At 40.0% G+C, this 21,482-nt stretch carries 16 protein-coding genes; 14 read left to right on the top strand and 2 right to left on the bottom strand.

All coding sequences use genetic code 11. From position 1 onward, the window contains the following. Positions 1–32: 32 nt before the first annotated feature. The 3 genes from QZ574_RS02385 (at position 33) to QZ574_RS02375 (ending at position 4,233) form a co-directional block, all read left to right on the top strand. Positions 33–800 carry an NAD-dependent deacylase gene (locus tag QZ574_RS02385; protein WP_297086393.1) on the top strand — a complete coding sequence of 256 codons (768 nt, stop codon included), beginning with the start codon at positions 33–35 and terminating at the stop codon, positions 798–800. Positions 801–865: 65 nt separating this feature from the next. Next, complete coding sequence (locus QZ574_RS02380) at positions 866–1,993, top strand: hypothetical protein (protein WP_297086391.1); 1,128 nt, start codon at positions 866–868, stop codon at positions 1,991–1,993. Then, entirely contained in the window at positions 1,990–4,233 is a 2,244-nt protein-coding gene (locus QZ574_RS02375; protein WP_297086389.1) for an aminotransferase class III-fold pyridoxal phosphate-dependent enzyme, read from the top strand. Before QZ574_RS02380 ends, QZ574_RS02375 begins: the two co-directional genes overlap by 4 nt. A gap of 13 nt (positions 4,234–4,246) precedes the next feature. Here the strand turns inward: QZ574_RS02375 and QZ574_RS02370 are convergent, their stop codons facing one another. Beyond that, a complete protein-coding gene (locus QZ574_RS02370; RefSeq protein WP_297086387.1) occupies positions 4,247–4,867 on the bottom strand; it encodes a nucleotidyltransferase family protein in 621 nt (206 codons plus the stop codon). 37 nt (positions 4,868–4,904) lie between these two features. Here QZ574_RS02370 and QZ574_RS02365 point away from each other — a divergent pair, with 37 nt between their 5' ends. The 8 genes from QZ574_RS02365 to rho all read left to right on the top strand — a co-directional run bounded on the left by QZ574_RS02365 (position 4,905) and on the right by rho (position 17,135). Then, entirely contained in the window at positions 4,905–6,023 is a 1,119-nt protein-coding gene (locus QZ574_RS02365; RefSeq protein ID WP_297086385.1) for an XdhC family protein, read from the top strand. Positions 6,024–6,029: 6 nt separating this feature from the next. After that, positions 6,030–6,497, top strand: a complete 468-nt coding sequence (locus tag QZ574_RS02360; protein ID WP_347840634.1) for a (2Fe-2S)-binding protein — start codon at positions 6,030–6,032, stop codon at positions 6,495–6,497. 27 nt (positions 6,498–6,524) lie between these two features. Beyond that, complete coding sequence (locus QZ574_RS02355; RefSeq protein ID WP_297086380.1) at positions 6,525–8,639, top strand: molybdopterin cofactor-binding domain-containing protein; 2,115 nt, start codon at positions 6,525–6,527, stop codon at positions 8,637–8,639. 249 nt (positions 8,640–8,888) lie between these two features. Beyond that, positions 8,889–9,941: an alcohol dehydrogenase catalytic domain-containing protein gene (locus QZ574_RS02350; RefSeq protein ID WP_297086378.1), complete on the top strand. Its 1,053-nt coding sequence runs from the start codon at positions 8,889–8,891 to the stop codon at positions 9,939–9,941. 92 nt (positions 9,942–10,033) lie between these two features. Beyond that, positions 10,034–12,961 (top strand): FAD-binding and (Fe-S)-binding domain-containing protein, encoded by a 2,928-nt coding sequence (locus QZ574_RS02345; RefSeq protein WP_297086377.1) that lies wholly within the window; start codon positions 10,034–10,036, stop codon positions 12,959–12,961. 425 nt (positions 12,962–13,386) lie between these two features. Then, a complete protein-coding gene (locus QZ574_RS02340) occupies positions 13,387–14,322 on the top strand; it encodes a hypothetical protein (RefSeq protein WP_297086375.1) in 936 nt (311 codons plus the stop codon). 50 nt (positions 14,323–14,372) lie between these two features. Next, positions 14,373–14,966 (top strand): class I SAM-dependent methyltransferase, encoded by a 594-nt coding sequence (locus QZ574_RS02335; protein WP_297086373.1) that lies wholly within the window; start codon positions 14,373–14,375, stop codon positions 14,964–14,966. 333 nt (positions 14,967–15,299) lie between these two features. After that, positions 15,300–17,135 (top strand): transcription termination factor Rho, encoded by a 1,836-nt coding sequence (gene rho, locus QZ574_RS02330; RefSeq protein WP_297086371.1) that lies wholly within the window; start codon positions 15,300–15,302, stop codon positions 17,133–17,135. A gap of 102 nt (positions 17,136–17,237) precedes the next feature. Here rho and QZ574_RS02325 read toward each other — a convergent pair whose 3' ends face one another. Further along, entirely contained in the window at positions 17,238–19,214 is a 1,977-nt protein-coding gene (locus QZ574_RS02325; RefSeq protein ID WP_297086369.1) for a peptidase U32 family protein, read from the bottom strand. A 237-nt stretch (positions 19,215–19,451) separates the two neighbouring features. Between QZ574_RS02325 and QZ574_RS02320 the strand changes: the two genes are divergently transcribed. From QZ574_RS02320 to QZ574_RS02310, 3 genes are read left to right on the top strand one after another with little or no spacing between them, the layout of a single operon-like run. Next, a complete protein-coding gene (locus tag QZ574_RS02320) occupies positions 19,452–20,147 on the top strand; it encodes a hypothetical protein (protein WP_297086367.1) in 696 nt (231 codons plus the stop codon). A gap of 34 nt (positions 20,148–20,181) precedes the next feature. Further along, complete coding sequence (locus QZ574_RS02315) at positions 20,182–20,862, top strand: tRNA/rRNA methyltransferase (protein WP_297086365.1); 681 nt, start codon at positions 20,182–20,184, stop codon at positions 20,860–20,862. Positions 20,863–20,922: 60 nt separating this feature from the next. After that, positions 20,923–21,477, top strand: coding sequence for a sigma-70 family RNA polymerase sigma factor (locus QZ574_RS02310; RefSeq protein WP_297086363.1), 555 nt, complete (start codon positions 20,923–20,925; stop codon positions 21,475–21,477). The last annotated feature ends 5 nt before the right edge of the window (positions 21,478–21,482 follow it).

The raw sequence follows: 21,482 nt of genomic DNA, 5'->3' as shown, positions 1-21,482 counted from the left end.
GTAAACAAATCATTTACCGGGATTTTAAATTTATGAATTCAACAAAACTCACAAAATCGCTGATTGATAAACTGTGGCAGGCATCCTTTCTGATTCGAAAGGCAAAATATGCCGTAGCTTTTACCGGAGCAGGGATTTCTGTTGAGAGTGGAATTCCGCCTTTTCGTGGCGAAGACGGTTTATGGAACACCACCCATCCAATCTTTCTGGAGATTGAGTATTTTCATAAAAAACCCTTACAATCGTGGAAAAAAATAAAGGAGATTTTTTACGACAGTTTAGGTGATGCTGAACCCAATATTGCGCATCGCATGCTGGCTAAAATGGAAGCACGTAGCTTTGTTGAGACAATAATTACACAAAACATCGATCATCTTCACCAAAAAGCCGGAAGCAAATATGTTTACGAGCTACACGGCACCTATAAACAATTAATTTGCACCGAATGCAGCTCGGAGTACGACATGAGCTTTGCCGATTTAAACTACCTCCCTCCCACCTGCTACATTTGTAAAGGAATATTAAAACCCGATATGGTGTTCTTTAACGAACCTATTCCGGCTTTTGCCAAAAAACGCTCGTTTCAGGAGGCTGCCAAAGCCGATGTACTGTTAATTATTGGCACCAATGCTGAAGTTATGCCGGCTGCCCAAATTCCGGAGGTAGCTAAACAAAATGGCGCCAAAATTATCGAAATCAACATTAAACCTTCCCATTTTACACATACGGTAACCGATATATTTCTTGAAATGAAAGCCACCGAAGCAATGGAAGAATTGGGAAAATTACTCTATTTATAGAACAAATAGCTTGTTAAAGCCACCCGCAAAAGGTTATATTTGCCGTAACAAACTGTTGATGAAAAATGACAACCAGAAACTTACTTTATATACTGCTCACCCTTTTTATTTTTTCGTGTTCGTCGGGTAAAAAAGCATTGCAACGCGGTGATTATTACGAGGCCATCACAAAAGCTGTTGAACGCTTAAAGTCGACCCCATCCAACGAAAAGGCACTAAAAGTTTTGCGCGAAGGCTACCCCACTGCCATACAATGGTCGCAGGAAGAAATTGACCAGGCACTTACCACAAAAGAAGCTTTTAAATGGGAGCACACCATTTTTATAATGAATAAGGTGAACCGGATGAGTGAACTGATTAGAAGCACACCGGCAGCACGAAATATTATTAAAGATCCGAAATCGTACACCTCAGAACTGAATCTGGCACACGAAAAAGCAGCTGAAGACCGCTACCAGGCCGGTTTGCACTTTTTAGAAGAAGACTCGCGCGAAAGTGCCCGAACCGCCTTTAATCATTTTAATAAAGCCGATTACTGGATTCCTGGCTATAAAGACAGTAATGATAAAATGGCTATTGCTAAGGAAATGGCTACCGTAAACGTTGTGGTAGAAGCTATTACCGTTAGAACAAAAAGATACCAGCTCAGCTCTGAGTTTTTTTACAATCAGGTTTTTGAGTACCTGAATAATCAATTTCCAACTTCAGGTTTTGTAAATTTCTTCTCGCCACAACAAGCCGAGAATTTTCAACTCAATCCTGATTTTATTGTACGTATGGAATTTTACGATTTTTCAGTAGGCAACCTGGTTAGAAACGAGAAAGAAGAGAGTCTTGCCAAACGGGTGAGAGTGCCTGTTACCGATACAACATTTGTAACAAAAACGTATCGGGCAAAGTTAAAAACCTACACCGACGAGGTAATTTCGGGAGGAAGGCTAAATTACAGAATTACTGATTTCCAGGCCGACAAGCTATTGCGCGATAACCTTATCCCGGGGTCGTTTACCTGGGTAAACCAATATGCCATTTTTGCCGGCGATGCAGAAGCTCTGTCTGATGCACAGTTTGCGTTAACCCAGCAAAAAGCAATGCCACTTCCCCCGCACCAGGATTTATTTATTGAATTTACCCGTCCCATTTATAAACAGCTTAGCGATGAACTGTACAGCTTTTTCAGACGGTACCGATGAAACAAATAAAGCACATATTAAGCGCTTTTTTCAATACAGATGTTAGGGGAATAAAAAAACTCGACGGGTATATCAGTACCAATTACAGGCTTGATACCAAGCAGGGAAAATACATTTTAAAAGTTTATGCTGACGACAAAGAAACAACCGAACTTGTTGAGGCAGAAAATACCGCTCTTTCATTGTTCAAGGGACATCCATCTTTTCCGCAGCTAATAAAAAATTCAGCAAACCAGGAGCTTACTTTCACCAACGATAAAGTCTATCGTTTGCTATCGTTTGTTGAAGGTACATTCCTAGCTCAATCGGCACCTACTCCAAAATTATTTGAAAGATTTGGTGCTTTTCTGGCTAATATGAATTTACAGCTTGCCGGTCTGAAAAATTATCGGATAGAAGCACGCCATTTTAACTGGGATTTACAGCATTTTCAAGCTACCGTTGCCCCAAAAGTCAACCTTATAAGCAACCCGGGCAAGCGTAAACTGGTTGAATATGTTTTGCTGCAACACCGCGAACTGGTTGTTCCGCAACTTCCGGGCCTTCGAAAACAAATCATTCATAACGATGCCAACGACTGGAATGTGCTGGTTAACGGCGAAACACTCAGTGGAATTATTGATTTTGGCGACATTTGCCACACACAATTGATAAACGAACTTGCTATTGCCATAACTTACGCTGTTATGGGAAAGGAAGATCCGGTTAACTGGGCGTTTCACCTGGCTAAAGGCTACGGACAAAAAACTCCGTTAAATCAACTTGAAACAGACCTGCTTTACTGGCTGGTAGCTGCACGACTTTGCACCAGTATTTGCAATTCGGCCGAAGAGAAAATAAAACAACCGGCAAATAATTATATTGCCATTAGCGAAAAACCTGCATGGCAACTGTTAAAAAAATGGTTGAGCATAAATCCGGTTTATGCCAAAAACCAATTCCGAAAAGCTGCCGGAATTGATGTTACAATCGAGAAATCAATTGAAGAAGTGCAACAACAACGATTTTCGTCGGTAAATCCAATTCTTTCGGTAAGCTATAAAAAGCCAATTTATATGGAACAGGCAGCATTTCAATACATGTTTGACAAATATGGAAACAGCTACCTCGATGCCTACAACAACATCCCGCACGTGGGACATTCGCACCCCCGGGTTGTTGAAGCCGGACAAAAACAAATGGCCAGCCTAAATACGAACACCCGCTATTTATACGACCAGTTAAACCAATACACAGCAAGCCTGCTTAACTACTTTCCTGAAAAATTAAATAAGGTATTCCTGGTAAACTCGGGCAGCGCCGCCAGCGATTTGGCCATCCGTTTGGTTCGGCATTTTACTGGCCGAAAACGTATTGCGGCATTGGAATATGGCTATCATGGCAATACCAATTCGGTAATCGAAATCAGCCATTACAAGTTTGCAGGAAAAGGAGGTAATGGAGCCTCAGACCAGGTACTTCCCCTTCCCTTGCCTGATGCATTCAGGGGCAAACCCAGTGCAGAGCAGTTTACAAACGATGCCATCAAGAAAATTAACCAGAACGAAATTGCAGCTTTTATTGCCGAACCAATAGTGGGTTGCGGTGGCCAGGTGCCACTTACACAAAATTATTTAATGAATGTTTATGCAGCAGTAAAAGCACAGGGCGGTTTGTGCATTTCGGATGAGGTACAAACCGGTTTTGGACGCTTGGGTGATGTTTTTTGGGGATACGAAATGTACCATGTGGTGCCCGACATTGTAATTCTTGGCAAACCAATGGGCAACGGTCATCCCATTGGCGCAGTTGTTACCACCAGCGAAATTGCCGATGCTTTTAACAACGGAATGGAGTTTTTTAGTTCGTTTGGAGGAAATCCGGTTTCGTGTGCCATTGGGCAGGCAGTTTTAAATGTATTGGAAGAAGAACAGCTACAACAAAACGCAAAAGAGGTTGGAAATTATTATTTAGAACGTTTACGCCAGCTACAGTTAAAATTTGAATGTATTGGCGACGTGCGTGGTGCCGGGCTGTTTATTGGTATTGAGTTGGTGAACAACCGATTAAACAATCAACCAAACACCCCACTTGCACAAAGGGTAAAAAACGAACTACGCAACCGTTTCATACTGGTAAGTACCGATGGCCCATACGAGAATGTAATAAAATCGAAACCGCCACTTTGTTTTACTAAGGCGAATGTGGATGAAGTAATTAAAAACCTGGAGGAAATATTGGCAACCGACCACAAAAAATAAGTGGCGAAAGTGATTAGGAATAAGAAGATTTATGATCCATTGTTAACAGCAGTTTTTGGTAGTCTTCCATGGTATCAATATCAACACCGGCATTTTTATTGGCAATTGTTTTAAGGTGTTTTGTATTTTTTTGAAGAATTGATTTGGCTCCAACACTACCTTTTAACCGACTCAAACATTTAAAGTAACTGGCTCCGAACAAAGCAGGAACTCCAACAACGCTTGAAGCTTTGGTTGCAACAATATCCTCTTTTTCAGTAAAATTTTGCAGCATTTTCTGGTAATGTTCAGCACCAACCAATGGCAAATCGGTAAGTGTAATTAAAATTCCATCAAACTCTTCTTTGCTTAAAATGGTTTGGCAGGCATAGGCCAGCGATGCCCCCATACCTTGTTCCCATTCATTAAAAACAATAATTTCAGGTTCTTTTAATCCACTCTTTTTAACAATTTCACTGGCATTTGCGCCAAGTATCACAAAGGTGCTGTCAACCAAACTCTTACTTAATTGTTTTTTAGTGTAATTTAATAAGGTAGTTCCCTTAAAAGGCAGTAATTGTTTGGGAGTCCCGCAACGTTTCGACGCTCCGGCTGCCAAAATCAGTCCTGCTATTTTGTTGGTATTTTGCGACAAAATTTTAAGGTATTGTTTAATAACAGGTAACAAAAAAATGCATCACGAGTTTTATCATCTGGCAAAAAAGTTTGTAGAACAATATAAGCAAAAACAATTTGCCCTTGCAACAGTAGTGCGGGTGCAAGGTTCGGCATACAGACGCGAAGGCACACGTATGGTGATTCAAAAAAATGGAAATTGGTTTGGCAATATAAGTGGCGGATGTTTAGAAGGTGATATCAGAAACAAAGCCATTAACAGCATAAAAAACAATGAAAATATTCTGGTAACTTACGATACCCGCGAAAGCAAAAACAAAGAAATACGGGTAGCGCTGGGCTGTAATGGAATTATCGACATACTTATTGAACCGGTAAACGAAACAATCGTTACTTTTTCAAAATCCGTAATCGCTATTTTCGAAAACCAGCAAACTGCATTTTTAAGCACCAATGTTGAATGGATAAATGAAAAAGTTACTGTCAGCAGGAAATTAAAGAAACAGCAGACAAAAGAATTTCCTCAGAAGACCCCTGTGAACGAAAATTTTTGCCAGGTTGAAAAAACAGCCACTAGAATTACCTTAAACGAATTCATTGGTCTGCAGCGTAAAGTTGTTATCTGGGGATCGGGCCCCGATGTAGTTCCACTGGTAAACTTTGCCCATCAACTGGGATGGCAAATTGAAGTAGCGAATGATTGTGGGTTGGAAAATATCCGTGAAAAACTTCCCGGAATTAATGTTAATCAAACCAATTTTGACGATTTTATCGAAAAAACACAATTACATTTAAACACCGCTGTTCTGCTGGTTAGTCACGATTATTATAAAGATTATTTCATACTCGAAAAAATAATAAATCACCCGGTAAAATATATTGGCATAATGGGTCCCAAACGCCGTGGTGCGCGTATGGTAGAGGAACTCAACAAACGAAAACCAGGCATACAATACGATGAAACAAAATTGCATTACCCCATTGGGCTTGATATTGGCAGTGATAATCCTACAGAAATTGCCTTAAGTATAATCGCCGAAATTCAGGCCTGTTTTTCGGGTAAAAATGCAACGCCCCTTTCACAAAAAACCACCCGTATTCACGATGCAGTGAGTGAGGCTCCAATGGAAGAATACAATCCCGACAGTTCAACCTGTTTACTCAATAATTTTTAAAAGCATATGGCACAATTTAAGTTAAACATTAACAGCAAAATGTACGCAGTAGAGGCCGAACCCGATACCCCGCTTCTTTGGGTTATTCGCGATAAGGTAGGATTAAAAGGAACAAAATTTGGATGCGGGGCAGCCCATTGTGGTGTTTGCACTGTACTTTTTAACGGATTCCCGATAAAATCGTGTACCATAGCTGTAGCAACGGTTACGCCCGATGTAAAAATTACCACTATCGAGTCGGAAGATTATAAACACCTGAAAACCGTTCAAAAGGCCTGGACCGAGGTTCAGGTTCCACAATGTGGCTATTGCCAAAGTGGGCAGATTTTAACAGCTGTATCTTTGCTAAATCAAAACCCTACGCCATCAGATGCCGAAATTGACACGGCAATGACTGCAGTTTTGTGCCGTTGCGGTACTTACCCTCGTATAAAAAAAGCCATAAAAAATGCAGGAGAAGAATTAAAATCATAGCACCATAAAACAAAAAAAATTTAAAAGATGAAGCGACGAGAATTTTTACAACTAACTGGTGCTACCGGACTTGGCTTAATGTTGGGGTGTACCGGTTCTGAAAACAAAGTTACAACTGCCAGTGCTGATGATGTTGAACTCAACCACTTTGTTTTTATCGATACTAATGGAATAGTTACAATTCTGAACCATAAACCGGAACTTGGGCAAGGCGTATACCAGGCCATTCCAATGATTATTGCCGAGGAACTTGAAGTAGACATCAATAAAATAAAAATTGTACAATCGGTTGCCGATAAAGAAAAATACGGTAACCAGGGAATTGGTGGTAGTACCAGTGTGCGCCGGGGATACACCGAATTACGTAAAATAGGTGCCAGCGGCAAACATATGCTAATGCAGGCTGCTGCCAATAAATGGGGCTGTCCAATTGCCGATTGTTGGGTTGAAAATGGAATTGTTTTGCGCAAAAACTCCAAAGAACAGCTGGCCTATGGCGATTTGGTGCTCGATGCAGCACAATTAGAAGTTCCGGAAAATGTTGAGCTTAAAAAAAGTGCTGATTTTGAGATTCTTGGCAAACCCACTTTGCGCCAGGATATTCCGATGAAAGTAAACGGAGCAGCAGTTTTTGGGCTTGACATTGAAGTGGAAAACATGCTATACGCTTCAGTTGAAAGAACACCATACTTTTTTGGAGCCGTTGAGTCATATAACAAGGACGAGGTGGAAGCCCTTCCCGGAGTTACTTCAACAGTAATCTTAAAAACTGAATTATTTGGAAAACCACGCGAAGGAGTAGCAATTATGTCGGATGATTACTTTACGGCTTTTAAAGCCCGGAAACAACTGACAATAACCTGGAGAGCCATTCCTGAAGCATTTGACAATGATAAAGTTTTCGAACGTTTTCATCAGGAAAAAACAATAAAGCCTACAGCCCAACGTCTTAAAAACGAAGATAAGCAGCTGCTTTCGAGCGCGGTTGACTTTATTACAGCCGAATACGAATGCCCTTACGAAGCCCATTCGCCTATGGAACCAATGAATGCTACTGTTTGGGTTAAAGCTGATGGCACTGTTGAAGCCTGGCTACCCACACAAAACGGCCAGCGGGCCCGAACCGACATTTCAACAATTACCGGAATTCCGGAAGAAAACATAACTGTAAATGTTACTTTTTTAGGGGGAGGATTCGGCCGCCGTTCGCTGCAGGATTTTGCAGCTGAAGCAGCCCTTTTATCTGCTGAAACAAAACGGCCCGTTAAAGTGGTGTGGAGCCGCGAAGATGATACCAATGCCGGTCCATTTCGTCCGGCAACTTTAAATGTTTTCAAGGCAGGTTTTGATAAAAAAAAACTAACTTCTTTTTCAAACCATATTATTGCCCAGATTATTGGTCACCAAAATCCAGGTGCCGATTTAAGCCGTATCGGTGGAGGCACCTACGAGGGCGCCTATTGGGGGTACAATTTTGCCAATTACACCCAGGCCGGAACTTCGGTTCAACTTCCCATACCCATCTGGTATTGGCGCTCCGTTTATTCGTCAACCAACTGCTTTGTAAACGAAAGTTTTGTTGATGAGGTAGCCATTCACGCAGGCGAAGACCCTATGAATTTCAGAATAAAATACATGGATGATGAACGCGCTGTTTCATTGCTGGAGGCCATACGCAAACAATCGAATTGGGACAATCCTGCTCCGGGCGAATATAAAGGAGTGGCATTTGCCCATGTATTTGCCTCGTACTGTGCGCAAGTGGTAACGGTAAAAAAATCGGGGGCAGGGGTGAAAATTGTGAAAGTTGATGCCGCCATTGATTGTGGACAAACCATAAACCCCGATACCATTGAAGCTCAAATTGAAGGCAGCATTATAATGGGATTAACCGCTGCTTATAAAGGAGGAATAACCATTAACGGAGGAAAAGTGCAAAACAATAATTTTGATAAATACGAACTACTGCGAATTAATGAAACGCCGGAAATTGAAGTACAGATAATGATTAATGAACACGCTCCGGGCGGAATCGGAGAACCGGGATTTCCTCCAACAGCTCCGGCCCTGGCCAATGCCATTTTCAACGCCAGCGGTGTTCGTTTGCGCAAATTGCCGTTTACCGAAGTTGGAATTGTTTAGTTTTGTAATTAACCCCCCACTGCCTCAACAACTGAGGGTTAAATACCAACAATACTATTTCCATAATCTTTCTATAAAAAGAGTGTACCATTTCCAGCTGGCGCTTTTTATAATTTACAAAGTATTATGCTTGGATAAAAGAATAAATAGAACAAGCCGGTCATTTCTCAAATTCTAAGATATTGCATTAAATCCCTCAGAAATAAAGCTTTTCCATTATCTTTAAAATCAAAATTTAAACCTATACTTATGAAAGCTGCTGTACTTACCAAATACAACCGGGTAGAATGGAAAGAAGTTAATAAACCGAGCTCCAAATCAGGCGAAGTGTTAATTAAAGTAACATATGGCTGCATATGTGGCAGCGATCAACACATTCACACTGGTGAGTTTCACCCGCGTACAAAGCTTCCCTTAATTATGGGACATGAGTTTGGCGGTGTTGTGGTGGAAGTGGGAAAAGATGTGAATGGCTGGGAAGTTGGCGACAAAGTTGCACCCGACCCAATCATCTGGTGCGGAAAATGCCCTGCCTGTTTAAAAGGACATTATCCGGCATGCACCAGCTTAAAACTAATTGGCATTGATATGGACGGTGGATTCTGCGAATACATTTCTCTACCTCCCAGCATGTTATACAAAGTACCAGCGTCTATTCCCGATGAACACGTAGCGCTTATTGAAGTTTTAAGTATTGGCTGCCACGCTAAAAACCGCGCCAATGTGCAGGAAAACGACAGTATTGTAATTTGGGGCTCGGGGAAAGTAGGTTTATGCATACTGCAAGCTGTTAGAACAGTTACCAACAATACTGTATTTATGGTTGACATACTGGAAGAACGATTAGCCATTGGCCCAAAATACTACAGCAATGTTATTGCCATTAATGCTTCAAAAGAAAACCCGGTAGAACGTATAAAAAAAGAAACCGATGGAAAGGGAGTTGATATTGCTTTTGAAGCTGTCGGTCATCCTGAAGAAGCTGAGAACACTGTAAATCCGGTAGTTGGTTGCATTCGCTCAATTGTTGGCGGTGGAAAAGTTTGTGTTTTGGGCCTGGGTGCCGAACCGGCAGCGGTGGTTTTTAAAGAATTGATTTGGAAAGAAGGAACAATTCTGACATCGCGGGTAAGCCATGGAGAATTTGCGGAAGCCATTGAGCATTTAACAAATAACAGGTTAAAACCTGAGGCCTTAATCTCAAAAATATTACATGGCTCTGAAACACAAAATGGCTTTGAAGTTTTAGCAAAAGATCCGGAAAAAAATATAAAAATCCTCTTGGATTTCAAATCGGCATAAGCTGAATAAAGCACCAAACTAAAAAAATACCTCCTTAACTAATTTGTATTACAAATTATAAAGTATTGCTAAATTTGTTTTTTGCAACCGATATGATACCTATTGACAAATTCAACCAACTTAAAGCCCAACTTTGCGGCGACCTTTTTATCGACAAGGTACAACGCGTACTCTATTCAACTGATGCATCGCAATACAAGGAGCTGCCATTGGCTGTTACCAAACCCAAAAATGCAGATGATGTCAAGAAGATCATCGCCTTTGCAAAAGAAAATAAAACCAACATCATTCCTCGTGGTGCCGGCACCTCCCTGGCCGGGCAAGTGGTTGGAAATGGAATTGTGGTAGACGTTTCGAAATACATGAATAGAATTCTGGAATTCAACAGGCAAGAACAATACGTTATTGTAGAACCGGGTGTGGTGCTGGCCGAACTCAACTTGTTTTTGGCCAGACACGGTTTACAATTTGGCCCTGAAACCTCCACTGCCAACCGTTGTGTGCTTGGCGGAATGTTAGGAAACAATTCATGCGGATTGCACTCCTTAGCCTACGGAAGTGTTCGTGAACACGTTTTGGAGGTTGATGCTATACTTTCTGATGGCTCGGAAACCACTTTTAAAGCGCTCACCACAGAGGAGTTTCAGCAAAAAATAAGCGATAATTCCAACCCAATGGAAACGGCCATTTACTCCAAAATTAATGAGCTGCTTTCCAACACTGCTAATCAGGAAGAAATACGAAACAATTTTCCCGACCCTAAACTAACCCGGCGCAACATGGGCTATGCCATTGATGAATTGGTTCATACTGATCCGTTTACCCAAAACGGCAAAAAATTCAATTTTTGTAAACTGTTGGCCGGCTCTGAAGGTACCCTGGCTTTTTCCACTAAAATAAAACTCAATGTAATTCCTCTTCCACCAAAATTTAAAGGCTTGGTATGTGCGCATTTCGAAACGCTGGAAGAATCGTTGCAGGCGAACCTGATTGCCCTAAAATACAACCCTACAGCCATTGAGTTAATGGACGATCCGGTAATGCAAGCGGCTAAACAAAATATAGAACAAACCAAAAACCGCTTTTTCGTAGAAGGAGATCCCGGAGCAATGCTGATGATTGAGTTTTCTTTTGAAACTGAAACAGAATTAAAGGAAACCGCCGAAGCCCTTGAAAATGAACTAAAAGCTACAGGATTAGGCTATCATTACCCGCTGGTAACCGGTGCGGATAAAATAAAACGGGTGTGGGCCTTGCGTACAGCCGGCTTAGGATTATTATCGAATATACCTGGTGATAGAAAAGGTGTCCCCGGAATTGAAGACACTGCCGTACACCCTGAATACCTGCCCGATTATGTTGGCGACATAAAAGTTGTTCTGAAAAAACTAGGTTTAGACAGCGTATTTTATGCGCACATTGCTACCGGCGAAATTCATTTCCGCCCGCTAATTAATTTTAAAGATCCGAAGGATGTTGAGATTTTTGATACCTTGATGAACGAAACTGCCAAATTGGTAAAAAAATACAAGGGATCGATGAGTGGAGAACACGGCGATGGCCGCGTTAGAGGAAAGTTTATCCCGTTTATGTTGGGAGAACAATGCTACGAACTTGTAAAATCAGTAAAAAGAAGCTGGGACCCGGAAAATATATTTAATCCCGGAAAAATTGTTGATACGCCACCAATAACCGAAAACCTGCGGGTAATACCCGGCAAACCAATTCCCGAGCCCGAAACAGTTTTCGATTTTTCGAATAACAAAGGCTATTTCCGAAGCATAGAAAAATGTAACGGATCGGGCGACTGCCGGAAAAGTGAACTCGTAGGGGGTACTCTCTGCCCTACTTTTATGGCTACCCGCGATGAAGACAAAAGTACGCGGGGACGCGCCAATATTTTACGCGAATTCCTGTATAACAACGAAAAAGAAAAGCTTTTCGATCAGAACGAAATCTATGATATTCTGAGCCTGTGCATATCATGCAAAGCATGTAAAAGCGAATGCCCAAGCAACGTTGATATGGCTAAACTTAAAGCCGAATTCCTGCAGAATTATTACGACATACACGGCATTCCATTGCGCTCAAAACTAATTGCCTACCTGCCACGCCTCAACAAACTGGCAATGGCATTTCGTCCGGTTTCAAATTTTATAATGAATACATCATTACTTAAAAGTAGCATTGGTTTTTCCACTAAACGTAACGTTCCGTCACTTTCAAAATTAACGCTAAACAAATGGATTGGAAAAGGTATACCCAAGCCCGACAAGCCGAAAATTGGAACCATATATTTATTTAACGACGAATTTACCAACTACAACGAAAGCGACATTGGCATTAAAGCTATTTTATTGTTAACAAAACTGGGCTACGAGGTTAAAATTCCAATAACCAAAGAAAGCGGGCGCACCTTTCTTTCAAAAGGCCTGGTGCGCACTTCGAAAAAAGTGGCTACTGAAAATATAAATATTTTGAAAGATGTTATCACAGACGAAAAACCGCTGGTTGGAATTGAACCTTCGGCTATTCTGGCTTTCCGCGATGAGTACCCGGAATTGGTTGACAAAGAACTGCAGCCTGCAGCAAAAATATTGGCAAAGAATGCTCTTCTTTTTGAGGAATTTATAAGCGCTGAAATAGAAAAAGGAAACATAAAGGAAGAGACTTTTACTACCGAAGAACAACACATTTTATTGCACGGTCATTGCCAGCAAAAAGCAGTGGCATCAACCGAACCGTCGAAAAAAATGTTGTCGTTACCAAAAAACTATTTTGTGCGCGAGATTCCTTCGGGTTGTTGTGGGATGGCCGGCTCGTTTGGTTACGAAAAAGAGCATTACGAACTTTCCATGCAAATTGGCGAACTGGTTCTTTTTCCTGCAGTTCGCGAAGCAAAAAACGATTATATCATTTCAGCTCCCGGAACTTCGTGCCGTCATCATATAAAAGATGGTACAGGAAGAACAGCCCTACACCCGGTTGAGGTGCTGTATGGAGCACTTAAACAATTGTAGATAGAACTACTTATTTTGTCAACATACTCTTATTTTAGTTAAGCTACAACATTGATTTTAACAATATATTTCAACAATTCTATAAATAGTTAGTATTCTCCATATCTCTAAACGGTCTGCTAATTCTGGCTTTCATCTGCTATTCCCGAGTTATCAAACACCATTGTTAACAACTTAACAATCAACACTCAAAGAACCATAGTTTTATACCCTATCTTTTTTATCAGTTTATTGGTCAAATTAGGAAATTGCAGCATTGATGAAATAAATGTCTTTTTTCCGGGACGCTTAAAAAAGACAATTTTTTGTTGGTTCAACAAAAATAGTCCTGGTTATTTCCATGAGCTTATTAAACCCCAATAGTATTACAAATCAGGGATGTACCCTGTTGAAAAAAAGTGATTTATACAAAAAAACACAGCATCATGAAAAAAGGGAAAGAAATTATTTTATTAGCTCTAGTACTTATCACACTAGTTGGAGGGTGTCACTATGAGGAGATATTTCCCACAGCACCCGATAGAGTGCTTTTGAAAAGTTCTCCAAACAACTTTCAATCAATTTGTGATCCGGTAGCAATTCCCTTACGTTCTGCAATAAATAAGGACGTTGGTTTTCTGTTGGTTTCGAACAATAGTACCTCAGTTAACATCCAATTTTCAGCATTAAATAAATATAGCATCTCCGAAGTTCATCTGTGGGCAGGAACCGATCCGGAACAAGTTCCACAAAACAAACAAAAGATACCGGTTCCGGGTAAATTTACTTATAAAGCTGAGGGAAAAAACATTGATATTTTTAACATTAAGCTTGCCGATATTTACCATATACCTGAAATGTTACTTGAAGGCAAAGCTATTTACCTGTTTGCCCATGCCATTTTTAACGATAATGAAACCAACGAATCAATTTCAGTTTGGAGTGCTGGAATATCTTTTAATGAAAACAGATGGGGTACGTATTCCATATTTGTATGCTGTCACCCATTTGCCAGTGGAGGTTGCTTTGCACATAGGGCATACTGTGGTGCTCCAATTAATGAGAAAAACCTTGTACAAAGATCTCTGTTAACAGCTCAGGCTATTTATGCTGATAATGGAGAAAACATTGGCAATGTAATTATAAGGTCCGGAAATATTTACTTTGATTTTAAACCAGACTGGATGTTCTCCGGCGAAACACCTGAAGTACATGCCTTTGGTCTTAACACCTCTACCGAATCCGGCACGCTCATTTATTCTGGTGCTCCACAATTTCAGCCACAAGAACCACCGTACTTTATTAGTATTGATAACAATTACCCCTATTATTTAATTGAACTAAAGGTTCAGTTTTGCTCCACTAATAAAAATTGGCAGTAAAAAAGTCAACCATTCCCAAATAAAAGTGTTCTTTCTGAAAAAACATTTTTATGAATAACTTTTGGGATGAACGTTATAGCAGTACGGAGTATGCCTATGGAATAGAGCCTAACGAATATTACAAACAAAATATACTAGAATTACCCCCCGGAAAGGCGCTGTTTCCTGCTGAAGGAGAAGGCCGAAATGCTGTTTTTGCTGCTAAACTGGGTTGGGATGTAACCGCTTTTGATCCGAGTATAAAAGGAAATAAGAAAGCAAACCGACTTGCAAGTGAACATAATGTTTCAATCAACTATATTATCAGCGACTATCAAAATGTTTCGTTTGAAAAGGATTATTTCGATTTTATGTGTTTGACATTTGCACACATGCCAGGAAAGATGAGAGAAAATGTGCACCGGAAATTGGCCTCTTTTCTGAAACCAGGCGGAACAATTATATTAGAAGCATTCTCTAAAGAACAAATTAGTAAAAACACCGGTGGCCCAAGAGATATAGACTTTCTATTCAGCAAAAAGGAGTTAAAAAGTGATTTTGCGAATTTTTCATCTTTGTCGATTACTGAAACCGAAACCCAACTCAACGAAGGTGTCTTTCATCAAGGCATTTCATCTGTAATCCGCCTTGTTGGAATTAAATAAATACTTGCTTACATTTACTAATCTGATGTTTAAATAAAGTCTTTTCAGAAAAACCTAAACAATTTAAGGGTATTAAACGTATAGTATTTACAATCAACAATTTCAGCTCAGTTTAATGCTAATGTTTTAGCACAATATTTTTGAAAGAAATTTCAAAACATTTAATTTTACTTAAAAATAACAGATAGGGAGAAAAAATAGAATCAATTTTTTGTTTACAAGCAGGTAATTATATATACTTGCACTCGATTTCATCAGAAATCACTCTCCTCGGCAATTGTTCCAAGAATTTTTCAACAATTATTAATCGAGAAAAAGTTATAACATTAATATATGTACGATATTTTAGAATTGAACAAGAAACTTGTTCCTGAATTAAAAGAGATCGCTAAAGAGCTCAAAATTAAACGTGTAGAATCCTACAAGAAACAGGATCTTATATATAAAATACTGGATACTCAGGCCGTTTTAGAGGCAGAGAAAAAAGGGCAAAAGAATACTCCCAAAAAAGAAGAAAAAGGTGTTTTAGGTATTCGAAAAAAACAAGCTGAACAAAGCGATCAAGGCAACGATGAGCCTCGACGTTCGAAAAGGCCTCGTCAACGGGTTGAAACGGTAAAACGCGAAAAAGTTGGCTCGGGTCCGAAAAAGAAACAAGCAGATAAAAAAGAAGATAATGTTCAGTCGCGTCAGGAGCAGATTAAAGCTATAATTAAAGGTTTTAACCGCGAAAAAACAGATGACAAACAGCAACAGGCAGCCCCTCAGCCGGCTCCTCAAGCTGAAGAAAAGAAAGCTGTTCAGAACCAGGAAGCCGAAAAACCAAACCGTGAGCAAAAAGTTGCACCAGCCACAAATCAACCCAAAGAAAAAGAACAACAGCAACAGCAACCACAACAACAACGACCTGTACAGCAAAAGAGCCAGCAAAGACAACACGGCGGGCATAAAGATGACAGGCCACGTCAGCAAAGCAGGAATCAAAACCAACAACAAAATCAGCAAAACCAGCAGCAAGGTAATCGCCAGAAAAACCGCCAATTTGAGTTTGAGGGAATTATAAACAACACCGGTGTGCTGGAAATTTTACAAGATGGTTACGGATTTCTTCGCTCTTCAGATTACAACTACCTGAATTCGCCAGATGATATTTATGTTTCGCAATCGCAAATAAAGCTTTTTGGGTTAAAAACCGGCGACACCGTTAAAGGAACTGTTCGTCCGCCCAAAGAAGGTGAAAAATATTTCCCCTTAATTAAAGTACTTGAAATTAATGGCCGCAGCCCGGAGTACATCCGTGATCGCGTACCATTTGATCATTTAACACCATTGTTCCCTGACGAGAAATTCAACCTAACGGGAAATGGCCACGACAATATTTCAACGCGGATTGTTGATATGTTTGCGCCAATTGGTAAAGGGCAACGTGGTTTAATTGTTGCCCAACCTAAAACCGGTAAAACGGTATTACTTAAAGAAATAGCTAACGCCATAGCTGCCAATCATCCGGAAGTATACATGATTGTGCTACTTATTGATGAACGCCCTGAAGAGGTTACGGATATGGCAAGAAGTGTACATGCCGAAGTAATTTCGTCAACGTTTGACGAACCCGCCGATAAACACGTAAAAGTGGCCAACATTGTACTTGAAAAAGCTAAACGTTTAACCGAATGTGGACACGATGTGGTAATCCTGCTGGATTCAATTACTCGTCTGGCACGTGCATACAATACAGTGCAGCCGGCATCGGGCAAGGTGCTTTCGGGTGGTGTTGATGCCAATGCTCTGCACAAACCAAAACGTTTCTTTGGTGCGGCCCGTAACATTGAAGAAGGTGGATCTTTAACTATTCTGGCAACGGCACTTACTGAGACCGGTTCAAAAATGGATGAAGTGATTTTTGAAGAATTTAAGGGTACCGGTAACATGGAATTACAACTCGACCGTAAACTGTCGAACAAACGTATTTTCCCATCTGTGGATATTCCTACATCAAGTACTCGACGCGAAGACTTGCTGTTCTCAAAAGATATTCTCGACAAACTGTGGATATTGCGTAATTACCTGGGGGATATGAATTCGTTGGAAGCAATGGAATTCATGAAAACAAGACTGATGCGTACTTCGGGGATCGAAGAATTCCTCACATCGATGAACGATGGTTAATAATTAACAACAATTATATAATAAAGCAGGTTCCTTATCGAACCTGCTTTTTTTCTGCGTATATACTTTCAGCTTTTTTATAAAACAAAGGAATGCAATAAACTACTTCAGTCCCTTGTTAAAATTAAAGGTATTTGAAGGTTGAATTTGCTCCGAACGAAGCACCCGGCTTTTTATGGTTTTTGCGCGGTGTTTTGAGACTGGTTCATAGCTCAAGTCTATCAGGTATCGGTAAAATCCATTTTTTGTTAATTTATTTTTCGATTGCGAAATAGATACCGGAATACGTGGCACTATTGATGTAATGCCATTTCGTCTGAATCGTTTCAGCTTAATTTTCATATCATCAACCAATTCCTCTTCAGTTCCATCAATTTGCACAGGCATTCTCGAATAAAAAAGTTCGGGATAGAAATAAACCGGTACAATTCCATCTTTATGCGTTAGTGAAAACATGGTTTCAAAATCAATTTCTTGCGGGTAAGAAAACAATGCTACGCCTTCATTTTTCAAAAAAGTGGCTGCTGCATCGTTAAAAACATACACATTCTCGTTGCAAACTATTTTACATTTTGGAGGTATTAACTCTTTTTGCGACAAATGACTGATAACAAAACTACGAATCCCGCTTTTGACCATGCGTGCAATCAGTTCGCGATAAAACTGTATAGCATCCTGTTGAATAAATTTAGGAAGTTCCACGTAAATCTTATCCCTAAACTTTTGAATAAATGGCAATTCCGGATCAAACCTACTCCATGTAATTTTCGAGAATGATAAAAATAAACCATCCATTTCATTGAGGTTCATCTTTTTAAGCCACTCCATCGAGTTTATACGAAAGAAAAACTCGTCCTTCCCAAAGGTGTTCTTAGCTTTTAAAGCATTCAATATCTTTTGTTTATGTCCAAATTTCAGTTGCCTAAAGTTATCTTTTGACTCGTCGAGCTTTGAAGGAAATTTTACATCGTTAATGCCCGATAAGTATACCTCGCTGTTGTTTTTTATTTGTTTTCCATCGGTATTTATCCTGAAAAGACCATCTTCTTCTATTACCTCTTTAACCTTAATGGTTTGTTGTTTTTCGGTATTGGCAACGTGAAAGCGCAAACGAAACCCAGTTTCAATTGCCATTTCCGAGCTTATCCATAACAACTGGCCCCTGGTACGCTTTACCTGCCCCAGGTAAACGCCTGCAACAGTTCGGTCAGAGATAGATAATTTTACATCCTTTCCCATAAAGTAAGCCGTTTTTTCGCGTCCAAAATCAAGGGCAAGGAGTTTCTTCGCTTCATTTATGTTTTGCTGACTATCAAGAGCCAGACGATACGCTTTTGCAACCCGGTAGCTGTATTCACCCGATTTCATTCTTCCCTCGATTTTCAGACTGCTTACTCCCATTTTGCCAAATCGAGGCACCAGGTCGATTAACTGGTTATCTTTTAAATTAAACAGGTAATCAGTGCTTTTGGCGGCACTGTAATTTCGTCGACAAGGCTGTGTACACAAACCACGATTGGCTCCCCTACCGCCGGCATAACTGCTGTACAGGCACATACCTGAGAACGAATAGCACAAAGCACCATGAATAAAAACTTCGGTTTCGGCATTGCTCTTTTTACAAATTTTTGAGAGCTCAGTCAAAGTTAATTCGCGAGCAAGTACCACCCGTTCAATTCCTTTTTTTTGGGCATAGTTGGCACCTGTTGAGTTATGTATTCCCATTTGCGTACTGGCGTGCAATACCAATTTAGGAAAGTAAGATCGGGCAATAAAATAAACGCCCCAGTCTTGAATAATTACGGCGCTTACTCCGGCCTGATTTAAAAAATTCAGATACTCGAGCAGCTCCGATAATTCGGCATTTTTTATTACGGTGTTTAAGGTAATATAAACCTGAACCTGGTATTTTTTCGCTTCGTTTAATAGGGTTACAAGCTGGCCATTGGTAAAATTTTTTGCCCTGCCGCGGGCATTAAACTGTTTTAACCCCAAATAAATTGCATTGGCGCCACCACGTAGTGCAGCATAAAAGGATTCAGGGTTTCCAACGGGTAAAAGAAGTTCCGGTGCTTGCATAAATTATTTTCGGGCAAAATTAGCAATAATAAATTTTAAGCTCCGGCAATATCACAGCACTTTTAAAAACAATAAACTTTTTTATCCCTAAGCAAATCTGTGCTTGCGGTGGAATAAACAGAACATATTTTCAACAAATACTATTTAACGATTGTGCAAATACAATTTTCACTTCAAAAGAATTATGATTCTAAGCCGGAGTTTTATAATTTACACGAGCATTTAAAACTTAATCAAATGAAGCGCTTATTTCTCACCTCTCTGTTACTTATTTTCACTACGATAGTATGCTCTGCACAAAGTGTTTACGACATCCGCAATGCTGTTGAATTTTTTGAATCGTACAAAATGCAAACAGGTGAATATTCAACCTTTCTGACAGAAAATGAAATTGAAGGTTCGCCGTTTTTAAACGATGAATTTATTGAGGGGACCATTTACACTTACCAAAAAGTACAATTTAACGGCATACCATTACGTTTCAATGTTTATAACGACGAGTTGCAATTTCGGAATTCAGGCGAACAGGTAATGGCCATGGCCACCCCCGAAATTGTAGAAAAAGCTGTTTTTGGCAAATACCAGCTGTCGTACATTCCCTATCAGCTGTCAAAAAAAATAAAGCGGGGCTTTTTTATCATACTGCACGAAGGAGAACTTAGCTTGTATGCACGACCGGTTGTTGACTATCAAAAACCGAAAGAGGCAGCGCCCTATAAAGACCCGGAGCCAGCCCAATTTATTCAACGCCCATCAGTCTATTATCTGCGGGTGGGAAAAGAAGCGGCTGTTAAAATTGAAACAAAAAAAGATCTTCCGCAGCTGTTTCCTGAGCATCAGGAAGCAATTACCACCTACATAAAAAAGAATAAAGTAAAACCCAACAAAGAAGCACCATTGGTTGCGTTGGTAAAATATTATAATTCGTTGTAAAACATTATTTTCGTTGGCAAATAATTTATGCCCAATGGAAATAACATTTGTTTCAGTTGAACCTGCTGTTCCTGAAAATATTGGAGCGAGTGCCCGGGCGCTAAAAACCATGGGATTTAACCAACTGTATTTGGTAAATCCATGCAATCATTTAAGCAAACCGGCACGTTGGCTGGCCCATGCATCAAACGAAATACTTGAAGAGGCTCAAGTATTTAGTACCTTAGAGCAGGCCATTGCAGGTTTTGATTATATTGTTGGAACTACCGCAAAAAAACGATCAGTAAAAGCTGATTATCCCACTCTTCCCGAGCTCAAAACAATTCTAACATCAAAAGGCAACAGTATAAAAAAAGTGGCTGTTGTGTTTGGTCGCGAAGAATCGGGGCTTTCCAACAAGGAAATGAAATTATGTGATACCCTGACTACCGTCGCTTTAAAAACTACCTACCCCTCGTTAAATCTGGCTCAAGCGGTAATGCTTTATGCCTACGAGCTATCGCAGCTGCGTTACAACAAACAAAAGCCGGCCTCCAGAAACGAGGAAAGTTTTATGGCTTTAAAAGATAAAGTAAAACGCCTGCTACTTGAAAGTGGTTTCAATCCCGAAAGTAATATCTACCCTCGTTTTCTGGAAAGAATAAATTTTTTAGGAGAAAATGATATTCATTTGTTGCATTCATTTTGTAATAAATTGCTTCAAAACAAAAAATAATTTCACAACGTATGCAACATTAAAAAATTGCCTTCGTCATTCAATCAGAAAAACAAGAGTTTGAATACACTTTATAAAAATATTCATCAGGAGATAATCGATCAGTGTAAGGAAGGAAGCCAAAAGGCGCAATTCCAACTGTATAAATTGTACTACAAAGCAATGTACAGTGTCAGTCTGCGAATTTTAAATGATGAAATGGAAGCTGAAGACGTTATGCAGGAAGCCTTTTTAAGTGCATTTAACAAAATTGAAACCTACAAAGGCGAAGTCAGTTTCGGAGCATGGTTAAAGCGTATTGTAGTAAACCGTTCATTGGATTATTTAAAAAAACGTAAGGTACATTTTGAGGAGGTAAACGAACGAACCGCAGAAATTGCCGAATACCAGATGGAGAGCCGCGAATTGGACGCCAAAGTTTTGAAACAGGCTATTCAGGAGCTATCTGACGGGTACCGGGTTGTACTGAGTCTTTACCTTATTGAAGGTTACGACCATGAAGAAATCAGCCAGGTTTTGGGAATTAGCAATTCGGCTTCGAGAACCCAGCTGTTACGAGCAAAAAATAAATTGAAAGAGCTTTTAAAAGGAAGAGAAATATTTTCATACAATTGAAGGAA

It is taken from the genome of uncultured Draconibacterium sp., from assembly GCF_913063105.1.
In the GTDB taxonomy this organism is placed as follows: Bacteria; Bacteroidota; Bacteroidia; order Bacteroidales; family Prolixibacteraceae; genus Draconibacterium.
Note: the sequence above shows the minus strand (reverse complement) of the source record. Positions and strands in the feature narration are given on the sequence as shown.